The organism is Oryzomicrobium sp. (assembly GCF_021287045.1).
In the GTDB taxonomy this organism is placed as follows: Bacteria; Pseudomonadota; Gammaproteobacteria; order Burkholderiales; family Rhodocyclaceae; genus Oryzomicrobium.
Genome location: NZ_JAJTBG010000004.1, coordinates 1 through 16,414 on the forward strand (window position 1 = coordinate 1; position 16,414 = coordinate 16,414).

A 16,414-nucleotide genomic window follows, 5' to 3' on the forward strand; every position below is an offset into this window, starting at 1 on the left:
TGGGCGCCACCGGGGCGATCCGCACCGCCACCTTGCTGCACGGCCTGAAGCGCACTAAGGGCAAGTACGGCATGGTGACCATGTGCATCGGCACCGGCATGGGCGCCGCGGGGGTGTTCGAGGCGCTGTAGCCCCCATGGCGCGGGCGGACGGCGGGGAGGTCCGTGCCTCGTGCATCTGCCCATGCCTCCGGCAAGCCGCAACCCGGCGCAACTAGGCGCCGGGCAAGGCTTGGCAGGGAAGTCGCCGGGCCGGAAAAACGGGCCGGAGGCGGGCGTGTAGAATCGGCGGGTCGTTTTTTGCGCTGTCCGTCCCTTTGCCCTCCCGTCCCTCCGTTCCCCGCCGCCGCCTCGTCGCCCCGTCGTTCCGCACCCTGCTGACGGTGGCCTTTCTTCTGGCGGCCTTGCCCCTGGTCGGCGCCCTGGTGGAGAGCGTCACCGGCCTGGAGCGGTTGTCCGGCGAAGCCCGCCAGGCGGTCACCCAGGCCGCCGCCGGCGCCCGGGCCAGCCGGCAGCTGGCGGACCAGGCCCTGACCCTGGAGCGCATCGCCCGGCAGGTGGAAATCCTCGCCGACGCGAGCCTGATCGACGATTACAGCACGGTGCGCCAGCGCTTCAAGGCCACCTCCAGCGAACTGGCCCTGCTGCCCCTGTCCGAGGACCAACTGGCCACCCTCAACCGGGCGGTGGAAAGCGAGGAGGCCCTGTTCGCCCGCCTGTCCGGCGCGGCCCGGGAAGGCACCCGCATGGCCGGCCTGGCCGAGGGCTACCGCAGCCTGTCGGACAGCGCCACCCGGCTCCTGGCGGCGAGCAACGAGATCAACGACCGGGAAGTGACCCGTCTCGCCACCCTGGCCGCCGACACCGAGCGCCAGCTGTGGTGGCGCCTCACCGCCATGATCGGCCTGTCCCTTACCGGCGCGGTGCTGGCCTCCTGGCTGGTGGCCCGTCCCCTGAAAGCCCTGGACCGGGCGGTGCGTCGCCTGGGGGAGGGGGATTTTTCCCGGCCGGTGGCGGTGAGCGGCCCCGCCGACTTCGAGGAGCTGGGCCGCCGCCTGGAATGGACCCGGCAGCGCCTGGCCGACCTGGAAGACCAGAAGCAGCGCCTGCTGCGCCACGTCTCCCACGAACTGAAAACGCCCCTCACCGCCCTGCGCGAGGGCGCGGCCCTGCTCAAGGAGGGCGCCCTGGGCGATCTCAGCCCGGCCCAGGGGGAGGTGGTGGGCATCCTGGACGACCAGGCCCGTCAACTCCAGGCCCTGATCGAGCGTTTTCTCGACTACCAGCGCGCCCTCCAGGACCTGGGGCGGGTCGAACTGATCCCCCTCGACCTGGCGGAACCCCTGCGGACGGCGGTGGATGCCCAGCGCCTGGCCGCCCAGGCCCGGGGCGTCGGCATCGCGGTGGCGGCCCCGGCGGCCCTGCGGGTGCGGGGCGACGCGGACAAGCTGGCCACGGTGATGGACAACCTGCTTTCCAACGCGGTCAAGTATTCCCCCGAAGGCGGCCAGGTTGCGGTGTGGCTCGCCGCAGAGGACGGCGCCGCCGTGCTGGAGGTCTGCGACCAGGGTCCGGGCATCGCGCCCGAGGCCCGGGACCAGGTCTTCCAGTGGTTCTACCGTGGCGCGCCGGGACATTCGGCCCTGGCCGGTTCGGGGCTCGGCCTGGCCATCGCCCGGGAGCTGGCCGAAGCCCAGGGCGGCCGCCTGACCCTGGAGGACGGGGCCGACCCGGACTACCCCGGCGCCGCCTTCCGCCTGACTTTGCCCTTGCTGGCCGATTGATCGGAAACACGCCGAATCCACCGGCCGGCCCATGAAAGACGCAACGATGATCCATTTCGACCCAACCGCGGCCCGGCGCTGGCTGCCCCGCCTGGCCCTGATCGCCCTGCTGCCCCTGGCGGCCTGCCAAAGCCTGCCGCCCCCCGCCAGCATGACCACCATCCCCGGCACCGAGGGTGCCCGGGTGCTGGACGCCCTGGCCCTGGGGCAGCGCGCCGCCCAGGCCGGCGGCGACGAGCAAAAGCGCGAGCTGACCCACGCCCAGCAGGCCTACGGTCGGGACAAGAGCCTGGAAAACCGCCTCAACCTGGCCACCCTGCTGGCCCTGCCCACGCCGACGCTGGGGGACGACGCCCGGGCCATCGCCCTGCTCGAACCGGTGGCCGGCGGCACCCCGGGGCCGGCCCGGGACTACGCCGGCTATCTGCTCGCCCAGTTGCGCGAGCGGGTGCGCGAGACCAAGTCATCCCGGCAGTTGAAGGACCAGGTGGATGCCCTGAAATCCCTGGAGCGCCAGTTCATCGAACGGGGAGGGCGCTGACATGGCCGCTGCCCCGTCCTCGTCCCCATCCAAGGCCCTGGCCGTGCCCGACATCCTGGTGGTGGACGACGAGCCGGACCTGCTGCGCCTGATCGGCCTGCGCCTGACCGCCGCCGGCTACACGGTCCAGTCCGCCGCCAGCGGCGAGGCCGCCCTGGCCCTGTTCGACGCCCATGCCGGCGCCCGGCCCCGGCTGGTGGTGACCGACCTGAAGATGGGCGGCATGGACGGCCTGGCCCTGTTCGACGCCCTGCAAAAGCGCGCCCCGGGCCTGCCGGTGATCGTGCTCACCGCCCACGGCACCATCCCCGACGCGGTGGAGGCGGTGCAGCGCGGCGTCTTCGGCTTCATCCCCAAGCCCTTCGAGGGCTCCACCCTGCTCGCCGAGGTGGAGCGGGCCCTGGCCCTGTCGGCCTTGCCGCCGGCCGCCGCCGGAGGAGGGGACTGGCGCGAGGGCATCATCGCCGTGGGCCCGGCCATGCGCACGGTGCTGGAGCGGGCCGAACTGGTGGCCGCCACCGACGCCCCGGTGCTGGTGCTGGGCGCCAGCGGCAGCGGCAAGGAAGTGCTGGCCCAGGCCATCCACCGGGCCGGCCCCCGGGCGGCCCGGCCCTTCGTCGCCATCAACTGCGCGGCGATCCCCGAGCACCTGCTCGAATCCGAACTGTTCGGCCACCGCAAGGGCGCCTTCACCGGCGCCGCCTACGACCACAAGGGCCTGTTCCAGCAGGCCGAGGGCGGCACCGTCTTTCTCGACGAGATCGGCGACATGCCCCTCATCCTCCAGGCCAAGCTGCTGCGTGTGTTGCAGGAGCGGGAGGTGCGCCCGGTGGGGGCCGCCGCCTCGGTGCCGGTGGATGTGCGGGTGATTTCCGCCACCCACCGCAACCTGGAGCAGGCCATCGCCGAGGGGCGCTTCCGCGAGGACCTCTATTACCGCCTCAACGTGGTGTCCCTGGTCCTGCCCCTGCTTTCCGAGCGGCGCGAGGACATCCCGGCCCTGGCGCGCCACTTCCTGCAACAGGCGGCGCAGCGCTACGGCCGCCCGGTGAGCGGCTTTGCCCCGGAGGCCCTGGAGTTGCTGGTGGCCGCCCCTTGGCCGGGCAACGTGCGCCAGTTGCAGAACGCGGTGGCCCAGGCCGTGGCTCTGACGCCCTCCGGCGTGGTGCCGGCGGAACGGGTGCGGGAGGCCCTGCGCGACGAGCCGGTGGCCCTGACCCCCCTGGACGAGGCCAAGCTGGCCTTCGAGCGGGACTACCTGGTGCGCCTGCTCAAGCTCACCGCCGGCAACGTCACCCAGGCCGCCCGCCTGGCCGAGCGCAACCGCACCGAGTTCTACCGGCTGCTGGAACGCCACAGCCTGGACCCCAAGCACTTCAAGGACGCCTGAGCCGGCCGGGGCCTGGGCCGGCACCTCGCCGGCCTAAGCCTGCCCGCACCTATCCGCACCTGTCCGACCTTCTCTGCGCTGGCATGGGCTTGTACGGGCCGAATCCGCCTGCGGCCGGCCGGTGTCGTGGCGGGGTTTTTTAGGACGATGTATTAATAAAATTCAAGTAACCGGCCGATGCAAAAGCAAAGGTCCGCGCCAGTTATCGACTTTGGCGCAACGCCTTCCTGAATGTATTAAAAAAATTCAAGTATCGGGCGCGGAAGCCCCGGCATCCCGGTAGAAAGTTCGGGGCCGCCGGCCCCGGTTCGCGTATTGGAAAAACGGCGGGGCGGTACTGGCTCCGGGAATGCCGTCGGGACTGGACGACAGGTTGTTTTTCCAGGCGGAACAATGGCTTGCCGGCGTTTTCTCATGCCGGCTGTTTCCAGGTGTCGTCCCGGCCCGACAGGTTTGCTGGGCGCAGGTGGGCTGCGGGCCTCGCCAGGGTCTTGTCCGTTCGGCCTGTTGTCATGCAGGTAATTGATTCATCGCGGTTTTCTCCATTGCGGCAGCGGCTTGGCACGGCTGTTGCGATGTAGGGAGCAACGGTGCCTGTTCGGTACCGACCCTGGAGAAAACAACATGTCTCGCTCTCGTTTCCTGCTCCCCGCCCTGGTGGCCGGCCTGGCCGCCGCCCTGCTGGGTGGCGCGACCCCGGCTCTGGCCTACGGCGGCGGCGAAGCCGTCCTGGGTGGTGCCATCGGCGGCGCCGCCGGGGCCGCCGTCGGTTCGGCGGTCGGCGGCCGCAACGGCGCCATCGTCGGTGGCGCCCTGGGCGCGGCCACCGGCGTGGTCGTCGCCTCGTCTCCGGCGCCTTATTACGCGCCGCCGCCCCGGCCGGCCTACGTCTATGCCCCGCCGCCCCCGGTGGTCTATGCACCGCCTCCGGCGCCGGTCTATGTGGTGCCGAGCTACGGCCGTCCCGTCTATGCGCCTTACGGCTACTACGGCCCCCCGGGGCACTGGGGGCGCGAATGGCGCCATCACCGCCACTGGGATCGGGACTGATCCGCCCTGCCTTTTGCACCGATAAAAACACAGGAGATCCATCATGAACGCTTCCCCTGCCATCACTCCGACTTCCCTGGCTGCCGAGCAGCCTGCCAGCGCCGCTCCCGCCGCCAAGCCCCGCCTGCATCCGTTGCTCACCGCGGCGGCGGTGTCCGTCACCGTGTTCAGCCTGCTCGGCATCGCCGCAGTGACCGGCCTGCTGCCCCATGCCCAATCCACGGCGCCCTCCAGCCAGAGCGCCGCCGCCGAGGGGGCCGCCAAGGCCCTGATGTCCCCGGACGGGGCGTCCGGCCCGGCGCCGGCCGCTGCCACGGGCGGCCAGGCCGCTGCGCCTGTTGCACCATCTGAAACCCGGCCGGTGGCAGCGCCGCGCAGCCATCGCCAGGCGCCCTTGCAGGTCCGCTCCGGCGCGGGCGCCCAGCCCATGGCCAGCGCGGCCGAGGGCGCTCCGGCGGCTTCGGCTTCCGTCTGCGCCAGTTGCGGCGTGGTGGAGTCGGTGCGCGCCGTCGAGGTGGAAGGCAGCGGCAGCGGCCTGGGGGCTGTGGCCGGCGGCGTGACCGGCGGCCTGGTGGGCAACCAGATGGGCAACGGCAACGGCCGTACCGTCATGACCCTGCTGGGCGCGGTGGGCGGTGCCTTTGCCGGCAACGCCATCGAGAAGAACGTGCGCAAGGACACCGTGTACCGCATCACGGTGCGCATGGACGACGGTTCCTACCGCACCGTGTCCCAGTCCCACGTGCCGGCGGTGGCCGTGGGCGACAAGGTGAAGGTGATCAACGGCAGCGTGTCCGCCCGCTCCTGATTCCTATAGCAGTCCCCCGTATCGACTCCTCTTTCGATTCCTCCCGGTTCCTCCCTCTTGCCCGGCGCTTCGCTTTGCGACGCCGGGTTATTTTTTGGTGTGGAGGAGGCTGCATCCCAAGAAAAAACGGGAGCCCGCGGGCTCCCGTTTTCATTGGCGCGTTGCCATGGGCCGGTCAGGCCGGCAGGCGTTCGTCCCGGTGGCTCTGGATGATCTGCAACAGCTGGCCGAACACCTTAGGGTTGCCCGCCACCACGTTGCCGCTGTCCAGGTAGTTGGCTTCGCCGGCCAGGTCGGAGATCAGGCCGCCCGCTTCGAGGATGAGCAGGGAGCCGGCGGCGCTGTCCCAGGGGGCCAGGCCGAATTCCCAGAAGCCGTCGAGGCGGCCGCAGGCCACGTAGGCCAGGTCCAGGGCGGCGGCGCCCGGGCGACGCACGCCGGCGGTCTTTTCGGTGACTTCGCGGAAGATGTTCAGATAGGTATCCGCGTGGTCGAAGGTGCGGAAGGGAAAGCCGGTGCCGATCAGGGTGTCGGCCAGCTTGGCGCGGTTGGAGACGCGGATGCGGCGGTCGTTGAGGAAGGCGCCCCGGCCCCGGGTGGCGGTGAACAGCTCGTTGCGGTTGGGGTCGTAGACCACCGCCTGGGTGACCACGCCCTGGTGGGCGAGGGCGATGGAGACGGCGTACTGGGGAAAACCGTGGATGAAGTTGGTGGTGCCGTCCAGGGGATCGATGATCCACTGGAATTCCGCGCCCTGGGCGCCGCTGCCGGGGAAGGCACCGGTCTCTTCTGCTAGAATTCCGTAATTCGGATACGCTTCGCGCAGGACTTCGAGAATGGCCGCTTCGGCCGCCTGGTCCACCTCGGTGACGTAATCCTTGGGGCGCTTGGCCGCAACCCGGACGCTCTCCAGGTCCATGGAGGCACGGTTGATGATCTGACCGGCGCGGCGCGCCGCCTTGATGGCGATATTCAGGGCTGGATGCATGATGATAAAGAACCGAAGTGCGGAACCGGCAGGCCGGTTCCGTAGATGCGGGGCTGGTTGCCGGGCCGGACTGGAAGCCCAGCGGACCCGAGATCGCCAACCGCGCGAAACAAAATAGCAAATCGGGCGGCGCTTGCAGGCGCCGCCCGACTCGTTTGATGGCCGCATTTTACTATGAACACCGCAACCTCGCCTCTCCTTCCTTCCCCGGGTGCCGCAGACACAGCCTCGACGGCCCTGGCACTCATCCGCATCGTGCTGTGCCGGCCCAGTCATCCGGGCAACATCGGCGCCGCCGCCCGGGCGTTGAAGACCATGGGGCTGTCCCGCCTGGTGCTGGTGACCCCCAAGCTCTTCCCCGATCCCGAGGCCACCGCCCGGGCCGCCGGCTCCCAGGATGTGCTGGAGGCCGCCCGGGTATGCGACACCCTGGACGAGGCCCTGGACGGCACCGTCATGTCCCTGGCCCTGTCGGCGCGCAAGCGCGAGGTGGGGCCGCCCCCGCTGCCCGCCCGGGAGGCCGCCGCCGCCCTGGTGGACTTCGCCTCCCGGCCAGACGAAGACGGGGGAGGGGAGGTGGCCCTGGTGTTCGGCAACGAGACCGTGGGGCTGTCCAACGAAGAAGCGATGCGTTGCAGCCGGCTGGTGACCATTCCCGCCAACCCGTCCTACAGTTCCCTCAACCTGGGGGCGGCGGTCCAACTGCTGGCCTGGGAAGTGCGCATGGCCGCCTATGCCGGGCGGCCACCGGAATCCACTGTCGCCACGCCGTTCTCGTCCCCCGTCGCCACCTTCGGCGACGTGGAGGGGTTTTACGCCCACCTGGAGCGGGTGATGATCGACAGCGGCTTCCACAACCCGGACCAGCCCAAGCGCCTGGTGCCCAAGCTGCGCCGCCTGTTCGCCCGGGCCGGGCTGGAGCGGGACGAGGTGAACATCCTGCGCGGCCTGCTGTCGGCGGTCGAAGCGAAAATGTCCGGCCCCGGCGGCAAATAGTTGAGCAAAAAAGTCGGGTAATTTAGAATTCAGTTAATCGAAACGCCGTCGCGGCCAGGCGGGGCAGGGGTTGTCCCGCGGTTGTCACCGCAGTTGTCAAACATCCGGGCGCGTTTCACCACTTGAGAAAAGACCGTTCCATCATGTTCAAGCGCATGCGCGAAGACATCCGTTCCGTGTTCGACCGGGATCCGGCCGCCCGTTCCATGTGGGAGGTGCTGACCTGCTACCCGGGCATGCACGCGGTGTGGATGCACCGGGCCGCCCACTGGCTGTGGGGCCACCGGCTGCGCTGGCTGGCCCGCTTCACCTCGCATCTGGCGCGCTTCTTCACCGGCATCGAGATTCACCCCGGGGCCACCATCGGCCGCCGCTTCTTCATCGATCACGGCATGGGCGTGGTGATCGGCGAGACCGCCCTGATCGGCGACGACGTGACCCTCTATCACGGCGTCACCCTGGGGGGCACCTCGTGGAACAAGGGCAAGCGCCATCCCACCCTGGAAGACGGGGTGGTGGTGGGGGCCGGCGCCATGATCCTGGGACCCATCACCATCGGCGCCGGCGCCAAGGTCGGCTCCAATGCCGTGGTGGTCAAGGAAGTCCCGGCGGGCGGCACCGCAGTGGGCAACCCGGCCCGGCTGGTGCTGCGCGAGGATGCGGACAAGGACAAGGCACGCCAGGAAATGGCCCAGCAGATGGGCTTTTCCGCCTACGCCGTGGCCCGCAACGACGACGATCCCCTGGCCAAGGCCATCCACGGCCTGCTCGATCATGCGGTGGAAACCGACCGCCGCCTGGCGGTGCTGATCGCCCGCCTGGAACAGATGGGCTTGTCGGCGGAAGAGGCCCTGGCCACCGCCGACAAGTTCGACCCCAAATACTTGAGCAAAATAGTCGACTAAATAGTTGACTAAAAATGGAGGGTATCGGTATAGTTGACTAAACAAATCGGGTATTGGCGCCAGGCAAGGCTTGGGGCTGTCCGGTTGTCTCACGTCATCGAATCACCGAATTCCGGGTACCAAGTTACTCGACTGCGAGGTTGTCATGCGACTCACCACCAAGGGACGTTTTGCCGTCACGGCCATGATCGACCTGGCGCTTCGCGGTCAGGACGGGCCAGTCACCCTGGCCGGCATCAGCGAGCGGCAGAAGATTTCCCTCTCCTATCTCGAACAGCTCTTTGGCAAGCTGCGCCGCCACAAGTTGGTGGAGAGCGTGCGTGGCCCCGGCGGCGGCTACTGCATGGCCAAGCCCCTGGACCAGGTGTCCGTGGCCGACATCATCCGCGCCGTTGACGAGCCTCTGGACGCCACCCAGTGCGGCGGTCGCGAGAATTGTCACGGCGAGCACCGCTGCATGACCCACGACCTGTGGACCACCCTCAACACCAAGATGTACGAGTACCTGAGTTCGGTCTTCCTGGCCGACCTGGTGTCCCAGCAGCAGGCCCGTTTGGCCGAGGCCGAAGGGGCCGAGGCTGGCGGCGTGGCCGGCGGGGTGGCGAGCATTCCCGCCGCCAGCCTGCACCGCAATTCGGCCAAGTCCCTGGCTGCCGTGTGACCACCGGACGTTTGGCGATTTTCCGAGGCTGACGTGTTCGCCCCCACCTACCTGGACCACAACGCCACCACCCCGATTGCCCCGGAGGTGCTGGACGCCATGTTGCCCTACCTGCGCGAGCAGTACGGCAACGCCTCCAGCCGTCACGAGTACGGCCGGGCGGCGCGGCGCGCCGTGGACGAGGCCCGGGAGCAGGTGGCGATCGCGGTCGGCGCCCATCCCACCGAGGTGGTGTTCACCAGCGGCGGGTCGGAAGCCAACAACCTGTTCATCAAGGGCCTGTCCGCCGGTCACGCCCCGGGTGCCCTGGCCGTGTCGGCCATCGAGCACCCCTGCGTGATCAAACCCGCTGAGCAGTTGGCCCGGGCCGGCTGGGACCTGACCAAGATCGGCGTGGACGGCCTCGGGCGCATCGACCCGGCCGCCTACGGCGCGGCCTTGGCCAAGCGCCCGCTGTTCGCTTCCGTGATGCTCGCCAACAACGAGACTGGCGTGATTCAGGACGTGGCCGCCCTGGCGGGCCAAGCCCGGGACGCCGGCGTCTGGTTCCACACCGATGCGGTCCAAGCCCTGGGCAAGCGCCCGGTGGATTTCCGCGCCCTGGGCGTGGCGGCCATGACCGTGTCGAGCCATAAGATTTACGGCCCCAAGGGCGCCGCGGCCCTCATCCTCGACAAGCGGGTGGAGTTGCAGCCTTTGATCGCCGGCGGCGGCCACGAGCGCGGCCTGCGCTCGGGTACCGAGAACGTGGCGGCGATCGTCGGCTTCGGCCGCGCCTGCACCCTGGCGGCGGAACGCCTGGAGGCCCGCGCCACCCATGCCCGGGCCTTGCGCCGGCGCATCGAGGCGGGGCTGGCCGAGTTCGGCGCGACCCTGTTCGGCGCCCCCGCGGACGAGGCGCAGCGCCTGCCCAACACCACTTATTTTGCCTTTCCCGGCATCGACGGCGAGACCCTGGTGGGCAAGCTCGACCGGGACGGTTTTGCCTGCGCCAGCGGCGCGGCCTGCTCGTCGGCCAACCCGGAACCGTCCCACGTGCTCGCCGCCATGGGCGTGGAACCCGGCCTGGCCCGGGGCGCGGTGCGCCTCAGCGTCGGCGAGGGCAACACCCCGGACGACGCCGAGCGCTTCCTGAAAACTTTGAAACAGACGGTGGAACGCTTGAAAAGCCTATCCGCCCTGACTACTGCCTGAGCGGGCGCAGGCGGTAAAATACCGCCCGCCTCGCGATTACCCTGACTCAACGGAGCACAGAAAAATGCTGAAATTGCCGATCTACCTGGACTATTCGGCCACCACCCCGGTGGATCCCCGGGTCGCGGAAAAGATGATCCCCTTCCTGGTGGAGAATTTCGGCAACCCCGCTTCCCGTTCCCACTCCTTCGGCTGGACCGCCGAAGCGGCGGTGGAAGAGGCCCGGGAGCAGGTGGCGGCCCTGGTGAACGCCGATCCCAAGGAGATCGTGTGGACCTCCGGCGCCACCGAGTCGAACAACCTGGCGATCAAAGGCGCGGCGAATTTCTATTCCGGCAAGGGCAAGCACCTGATTACGGTGAAGACCGAGCACAAGGCCGTGCTCGACACCATGCGCGAACTGGAGCGCCAGGGTTTCGAAGTCACCTACCTGGACGTCCAGGACAACGGCCTGCTCGACCTGGAAGCGTTCAAGGCGGCGATCCGCCCCGACACCATCCTGGCCTCGGTGATGTACGTGAACAACGAGATCGGCGTGGTCCAGCCCATCGCCGAACTGGGCGAGATCTGCCGCGCCAAGGGCGTGATCTTCCACGTGGATTCCGCCCAGGCCACCGGCAAGGTGGACATCGACCTGAGCACGCTCAAGGTGGACCTGATGAGCTTCTCCGCCCACAAGACCTACGGCCCCAAGGGCATCGGCGCCCTGTACGTGCGCCGCAAGCCGCGCATCCGCCTCGAAGCCCAGATGCACGGCGGCGGCCATGAGCGCGGCATGCGCTCCGGCACCCTGGCCACCCACCAGATCGTCGGCATGGGCGAGGCCTTCCGCCTCGCCAAGGAAGAGATGGCCAGCGAGAATGCCCGCATCGCCAAGCTGCAACAGCGCTTGCTGAAGGGCCTCACCGACATGCAGGAAGTCTATGTGAACGGCGACCTGATCCACCGGGTGCCCCACAACTTGAACATTTCCTTCGCCTACGTGGAAGGCGAGTCGATGATCATGGCAGTCAAGGACCTGGCCGTGTCGTCCGGCTCCGCCTGCACTTCCGCCTCCCTGGAGCCGTCCTACGTGCTGCGCGCCCTGGGCCGCAACGACGAACTGGCCCACAGTTCGATCCGCTTCTCCATCGGCCGCTTCACCACCGAGGAAGAGATCGACTACACCATCGACCTGATGCACAAGAAGATCGGCAAGCTGCGCGAACTGTCGCCGCTCTGGGAAATGGTCCAGGAAGGCATCGACCTGAACACCGTGCAGTGGGCCGCCCACTAAGCCATCCGTAGCGCCAACAACGCGCCCGCGCACCCCCGACCCTAGGAGAAACATCATGGCATACAGCGTCAAAGTGCTGGATCACTACGAAAACCCCCGCAACGTCGGCTCCTTCACCAAGGACGAAGAAGGCGTCGGCACCGGCATGGTGGGCGCCCCCGCCTGCGGCGACGTGATGAAGCTGCAGATCAAGGTGGGCAAGGACGGTGTCATCGAGGACGCCAAGTTCAAGACCTACGGCTGCGGCTCCGCCATCGCCTCCAGCTCCCTGGTGACCGAATGGGTCAAGGGCAAGAGCCTGGACGAGGCCCTGGAGATCAAGAACACCCAGATCGCCGAGGAACTGGCCCTGCCGCCGGTGAAGATCCACTGCTCCATCCTCGCCGAGGACGCCATCAAGGCGGCCGTGGCCGACTACAAGAAGAAGCAGGACGACAAGTAATCCCGCCGCGGGCCGCTCACGAGGCGGGCCCGCCGGACTTCCGTTCTTCTTCGTCTTCTTCAGGAGTCATCATGGCTATCACTCTCACCGAAAGCGCCGCCAAGCACGTCACCGGCTTTCTTACCAAGCGCGGCAAGGGCGTCGGCCTGCGCCTGGGCGTGCGCACCAGCGGCTGTTCCGGCATGGCCTACAAGCTTGAGTTCGTCGACGAACTGGGCGACGAGGATCAGGTGTTCGAGAGCCATGGCGTCAAGGTGGTGATCGACCCCAAGAGCCTGCCCTACCTGGACGGCACCGAACTCGACTACGCCAAGGAAGGCCTCAACGAGGGGTTCAAGTTCAACAACCCCAACGTCAAGGATGAGTGCGGCTGCGGCGAGAGCTTCAAAGTCTGATGGACCTGAGCGCCAACTACTTCGCCCTGTTCGAGCTACCGACCACCTTCGAACTCGACCGGGCGGCCCTGGACAGCCGCTACCGGGTGTTGCAGGCCGAGGTCCATCCGGACCGCTTCGCCGGCAGCACCGACGCCGAGCGGCGCCGCTCGATGCAGTGGGCCACCCGGGTGAACGAGGGCTACCGCGTACTGCGCCGCCCCCTGGACCGGGCCCGCTACCTGCTCGAACTGCAGGGCTTCGACGTGGATGCCGAGCGCAACACGGCCATGGACCCCGAGTTCCTCATGGAGCAGATGGAGTGGCGCGAAGGCGTCATGGAGGCCCGGGCCGCCAGCGATCTGGCTGCCCTGGAGGACATCCACCGCCGCCTCAAGCACACCCTGGAAGCGCGCTACGACGAACTGGGCGAGTTGATCGACCAGCGCCAGGCTCATGCCGAGGCCGCCGGCAAGGTGCGGGAACTGATGTTCCTGGAAAAGCTGCTCAGCGAAGTGGACGACGCCCTGGCCGACCTGGAAGACGCCTGACCCGCACCCGAGCCGGCCGCCTGCCTTAGCCTGTACGCGCTACGGTCCGCCTCATTGGCGCCGGGCGGGGCAGGGCAGCCCCGGCTTGGTGTTTGGTTTCCACCGTATTCACCCTTTCTACTCCAAGACCCATGGCCCTTCTCCAGATCGCCGAACCCGGCCAGTCCGCCGCACCGCACGAACACAAGCTTGCCGTGGGCATCGACCTGGGCACCACCAATTCCCTGGTTGCTACCGTGCGCAGCGGCATGGCCAAGGTGCTCAACGACGAACAGGGCCGCTCCATGCTGCCCTCTGTGGTGCGCTACCTGCCCGACGGCAGCATCGAAGTGGGCCGGGAGGCCCAGCGCCACCAGGCCGACGATCCGCGCAACACCATCGTCTCGGTCAAGCGCTTCATGGGCCGCGGCCTTCAGGACATCGCCCATTCCGAGGCGCTGCCCTACGAATTCGAATCCGCCCCGGGCATGGTCCGGGTGCGCACCCGCGCCGGGGTGAAGAGCCCGGTGGAAGTCTCGGCGGAAATCCTCAAGTCCCTCAAGGGCCGGGCCGAGGCCGCCCTGGGCGGCGACCTGGTGGGGGTGGTGATCACCGTTCCCGCCTATTTCGACGACGCCCAGCGCCAGGCCACCAAGGACGCCGCCAAGTTGGCCGGCCTGAACGTGCTGCGCCTGCTCAACGAACCCACCGCCGCGGCCATCGCCTACGGCCTGGACAACAAGTCCGAGGGCGTTTTCGCCATTTACGACCTGGGCGGCGGCACCTTCGACATCTCGATTCTGCGCCTGGCCAAGGGCGTTTTCGAGGTGCTGTCCACCGGCGGCGATTCGGCCCTGGGCGGTGACGACTTCGACCACCGCATTTATTGTTGGATGCTGGAGGCGGCCAAGATCAGCCCGCCGTCCGCCGAGGACGCCCGCCGCCTGATGGAGCGCGCCCGGGAAGCCAAGGAATACCTGACCACCCACGACAACGCGCCGATCAACCTGCGCTTGAAGAGCGGCGAGACGGTGGACGTGGTGCTGACCACCGAGATCTTTACCGAGATCACCCAGACCCTGGTGTCCAAGACCATCCAGCCGGTGAAGAAGGCCCTGCGCGACGCCGGCCTGCGCCCGGACGACATCCAGGGCGTGGTGATGGTAGGCGGCGCCACCCGCATGCCCCAGATCCAGCGCGCCGTGGCTGAGTATTTCAAGCAGGAGCCTCTCAACAACCTGGACCCGGACAAGGTAGTGGCCCTGGGCGCCGCCAAGCAGGCCGACCTGCTCGCCGGCAACCGCACCAGCGACGACGATTGGCTGCTGCTCGACGTGATCCCCCTGTCCCTGGGGCTGGAAACCATGGGCGGGCTGACCGAGAAGATCATCCCGCGCAACTCCACCATCCCCATCGCCCGGGCCCAGGAATTCACCACCTTCAAGGACGGCCAGACCGCCCTGGCGGTGCACGTGGTCCAGGGCGAGCGCGAACTGGTGGCCGACTGCCGTTCCCTGGCCCGCTTCGAGCTGCGCGGCATCCCGCCCATGGTGGCCGGTGCCCCGCGCATCCGCGTCACCTTCCAGGTGGATGCGGACGGCCTGCTCTCGGTGACCGCCCGGGAGACCATCTCCGGCGTGGAATCCAGCGTCACCGTCAAGCCGTCCTACGGCCTGAGCGACGACGAGATCACCACCATGCTCCAGGACTCCATGGCCCACGCCAAGGATGACGCCTTCCTGCGCGCCCTGACCGAATCCCGCGTCGAAGCCCAGCGCCTGATCGAGGCCACCCAGGTGGCGCTCCATGAGGACGCCCACCTGCTCGATGCCGCCGAGCGCGAGAAGATCGACCAGGCCCTGGCCAAGCTCGCCGAGGTGATCCAGGGTGACAACCGCCGCACCCTCAACATGACCATGGACGCGCTGGTGGACGCCACCAACGAATTCGCCGCCCGTCGCATGGACCAATCCATCCGCCGCGCCCTGGCCGGCAAGAAAGTGACCGAAGTCGCCGACAGCGCCCTGGGCGCCGCGGCCGGAGAAGAAAAGCAATGACCCAGATCATCGTCCTGCCCCACGTCGAACTCTGCCCCGAAGGCGCCGTCATCGACGCCGAACCCGGCCAGAGCATCTGCGAGGCCCTGCTCAAGCACGACATCGAGATCGAGCACGCCTGCGAGATGTCCTGCGCCTGCACCACCTGCCACGTGGTGATCCGCGAAGGCTTCGAGAGCCTCGAAGATGCCGAGGAAACCGAGGAAGACCTGCTCGACAAGGCCTGGGGCCTGGAACCGACCTCGCGCCTGTCGTGTCAAGCCAAGGTGGGCCATACGCCGCTGACGGTGGAAATCCCCCGCTACTCGATCAATATGGCCAAGGAAGGGCACCGGTGAGCACCATGAGCGGATTCAAGTGGACCGACACCCTGCGCATCGCCGAAGAACTGGTCGATGCCTACCCGGAAGTGGACCCGACCAAGGTCAACTTCGTCGACCTGATGAACTGGGTCATGGCCCTGCCCGATTTCGCCGACGACCCCAAGCACTGCGGCGAACGCATCCTGGAAGCCATCCAGGCCGCCTGGATCGAAGAGCAGGAGTAAGGGCGCTAAGGACGCCAATGCGGGAACCGTCATGAGCACCATGTCCGACCTGCCCGGTGGCGGGCCCCAGCTCAACGTCTTCGGCGACCCCCTGGCCCCGTGCAGCGGCCGCGGATCGCCGCGCACCGGCTTCTACCGCACCGGCTGCTGCGAAAGCGGCCCGGACGACGTGGGCAGCCACACCGTCTGCGCGGTGATGAGCGCCGAGTTCCTCGAATTCTCCAAGGCCCGGGGCAACGACCTGTCCACGCCCCGGCCCGAATACGGCTTCCCCGGCCTCAAACCCGGCGACCGCTGGTGCCTGTGCGCGCCGCGCTGGCAAGAAGCCTTCCTCGCCGGCCACGCCCCCCAGGTGGTGCTGGCCGCCAGCCACTACGGTGCCCTGCAATACGCCAGCCTCGACGACCTGCGCCGGTTCGCGGTGCAGGGGTAGGGCGGACACTCGGGCAGTGCGCTGCGCCACTGCCGCTGAGTGAAGGCGGACTCAGCAAAATCCCCGTTCCCTGCCGCAAGCACCCTTGCTTGCCTTCCCGGCGACGGCTCCGCCGCCGGCCTCTCACCCCTCACATGAATGATATCGAATCCCCCGCCGTCACCTGTTCCACCTGCCAGGCCTGCTGCTGCCGGCTGGAAGTGATGCTGATGGGCGACGACGACGTGCCCGAGGTCCTCACCGAGCAGGACGCCTGGGGCGGCTGGGTCATGGCCCGCCGTGACGACGGCTGGTGCGCCGCCCTGGACCGGGCCACCATGCTCTGCCGCATCTACGAGCGGCGCCCCTTCATCTGCCGTGAGTTCGCGATGGGGGAGAGCGATTGCCTGACGGAGCGGGCGTCGCTTGAACCGGCGCGAGGCTGAACCGGCCGGCGCCG

General features: G+C 68.4%; 19 protein-coding genes and 1 pseudogene. 19 read left to right on the plus strand and 1 reads right to left on the minus strand.

Annotated features, from left to right (window positions below):
* The 6 genes and pseudogenes from LWW89_RS05170 to LWW89_RS05195 form a co-directional block, all read left to right on the plus strand.
* Positions 1 to 131: pseudogene (locus LWW89_RS05170) on the plus strand (acetyl-CoA C-acyltransferase); the annotation flags it as partial.
* A gap of 185 nt (positions 132 to 316) precedes the next feature.
* The gene (locus tag LWW89_RS05175) at positions 317 to 1,783 is read left to right on the plus strand and encodes a HAMP domain-containing sensor histidine kinase (RefSeq protein WP_293262189.1); all 1,467 of its coding nucleotides are present in this window, start codon (positions 317 to 319) and stop codon (positions 1,781 to 1,783) included.
* Between the two features lie 31 nt (positions 1,784 to 1,814).
* Positions 1,815 to 2,324: a hypothetical protein gene (locus LWW89_RS05180; protein WP_293262192.1), complete on the plus strand. Its 510-nt coding sequence runs from the start codon at positions 1,815 to 1,817 to the stop codon at positions 2,322 to 2,324.
* A 1-nt stretch (position 2,325) separates the two neighbouring features.
* Complete coding sequence (locus tag LWW89_RS05185; RefSeq protein WP_293262196.1) at positions 2,326 to 3,714, plus strand: sigma 54-interacting transcriptional regulator; 1,389 nt, start codon at positions 2,326 to 2,328, stop codon at positions 3,712 to 3,714.
* Between the two features lie 624 nt (positions 3,715 to 4,338).
* Positions 4,339 to 4,764 carry a hypothetical protein gene (locus LWW89_RS05190; RefSeq protein WP_293262199.1) on the plus strand — a complete coding sequence of 142 codons (426 nt, stop codon included), beginning with the start codon at positions 4,339 to 4,341 and terminating at the stop codon, positions 4,762 to 4,764.
* A 43-nt stretch (positions 4,765 to 4,807) separates the two neighbouring features.
* Complete coding sequence (locus LWW89_RS05195) at positions 4,808 to 5,572, plus strand: glycine zipper 2TM domain-containing protein (protein ID WP_293262202.1); 765 nt, start codon at positions 4,808 to 4,810, stop codon at positions 5,570 to 5,572.
* Between the two features lie 175 nt (positions 5,573 to 5,747).
* On the opposite strand, the gene LWW89_RS05200 is transcribed toward LWW89_RS05195, so the two are convergent.
* Complete coding sequence (locus LWW89_RS05200; protein ID WP_293262205.1) at positions 5,748 to 6,560, minus strand: inositol monophosphatase family protein; 813 nt, start codon at positions 6,558 to 6,560, stop codon at positions 5,748 to 5,750.
* A gap of 174 nt (positions 6,561 to 6,734) precedes the next feature.
* On the opposite strand from LWW89_RS05200, the gene LWW89_RS05205 reads away from it, so the two are divergent.
* From LWW89_RS05205 to LWW89_RS05265, 13 genes are all read left to right on the plus strand, one after another.
* Entirely contained in the window at positions 6,735 to 7,556 is an 822-nt protein-coding gene (locus LWW89_RS05205) for an RNA methyltransferase (protein WP_293262208.1), read from the plus strand.
* A 143-nt stretch (positions 7,557 to 7,699) separates the two neighbouring features.
* Positions 7,700 to 8,461, plus strand: coding sequence for a serine O-acetyltransferase (gene cysE / locus LWW89_RS05210; protein ID WP_293262211.1), 762 nt, complete (start codon positions 7,700 to 7,702; stop codon positions 8,459 to 8,461).
* A 145-nt stretch (positions 8,462 to 8,606) separates the two neighbouring features.
* Positions 8,607 to 9,122 (plus strand): Fe-S cluster assembly transcriptional regulator IscR, encoded by a 516-nt coding sequence (iscR, locus tag LWW89_RS05215; protein ID WP_293262214.1) that lies wholly within the window; start codon positions 8,607 to 8,609, stop codon positions 9,120 to 9,122.
* A 33-nt stretch (positions 9,123 to 9,155) separates the two neighbouring features.
* Entirely contained in the window at positions 9,156 to 10,316 is a 1,161-nt protein-coding gene (locus LWW89_RS05220) for a cysteine desulfurase family protein (protein ID WP_293262217.1), read from the plus strand.
* A 67-nt stretch (positions 10,317 to 10,383) separates the two neighbouring features.
* Positions 10,384 to 11,592 (plus strand): IscS subfamily cysteine desulfurase, encoded by a 1,209-nt coding sequence (locus LWW89_RS05225; RefSeq protein WP_365781105.1) that lies wholly within the window; start codon positions 10,384 to 10,386, stop codon positions 11,590 to 11,592.
* A gap of 55 nt (positions 11,593 to 11,647) precedes the next feature.
* Positions 11,648 to 12,034: a Fe-S cluster assembly scaffold IscU gene (gene iscU, locus LWW89_RS05230; protein ID WP_054620627.1), complete on the plus strand. Its 387-nt coding sequence runs from the start codon at positions 11,648 to 11,650 to the stop codon at positions 12,032 to 12,034.
* 71 nt (positions 12,035 to 12,105) lie between these two features.
* Positions 12,106 to 12,429: an iron-sulfur cluster assembly protein IscA gene (gene iscA / locus LWW89_RS05235; RefSeq protein ID WP_293262233.1), complete on the plus strand. Its 324-nt coding sequence runs from the start codon at positions 12,106 to 12,108 to the stop codon at positions 12,427 to 12,429.
* Positions 12,429 to 12,959, plus strand: a complete 531-nt coding sequence (gene hscB / locus LWW89_RS05240) for a Fe-S protein assembly co-chaperone HscB (RefSeq protein WP_293262236.1) — start codon at positions 12,429 to 12,431, stop codon at positions 12,957 to 12,959. Before iscA ends, hscB begins: the two co-directional genes overlap by 1 nt.
* A 131-nt stretch (positions 12,960 to 13,090) precedes the next feature.
* Complete coding sequence (gene hscA / locus LWW89_RS05245; RefSeq protein WP_293262239.1) at positions 13,091 to 14,995, plus strand: Fe-S protein assembly chaperone HscA; 1,905 nt, start codon at positions 13,091 to 13,093, stop codon at positions 14,993 to 14,995.
* Entirely contained in the window at positions 14,992 to 15,333 is a 342-nt protein-coding gene (fdx, locus tag LWW89_RS05250) for an ISC system 2Fe-2S type ferredoxin (protein WP_293262242.1), read from the plus strand. Before hscA ends, fdx begins: the two co-directional genes overlap by 4 nt.
* A 5-nt stretch (positions 15,334 to 15,338) precedes the next feature.
* Positions 15,339 to 15,542: a Fe-S cluster assembly protein IscX gene (iscX, locus tag LWW89_RS05255; protein WP_293262245.1), complete on the plus strand. Its 204-nt coding sequence runs from the start codon at positions 15,339 to 15,341 to the stop codon at positions 15,540 to 15,542.
* A gap of 40 nt (positions 15,543 to 15,582) precedes the next feature.
* A complete protein-coding gene (locus LWW89_RS05260) occupies positions 15,583 to 15,975 on the plus strand; it encodes a DUF2237 domain-containing protein (protein WP_334158856.1) in 393 nt (130 codons plus the stop codon).
* A 134-nt stretch (positions 15,976 to 16,109) separates the two neighbouring features.
* Positions 16,110 to 16,400, plus strand: coding sequence for a YkgJ family cysteine cluster protein (locus LWW89_RS05265; protein WP_293262250.1), 291 nt, complete (start codon positions 16,110 to 16,112; stop codon positions 16,398 to 16,400).
* The last annotated feature ends 14 nt before the right edge of the window (positions 16,401 to 16,414 follow it).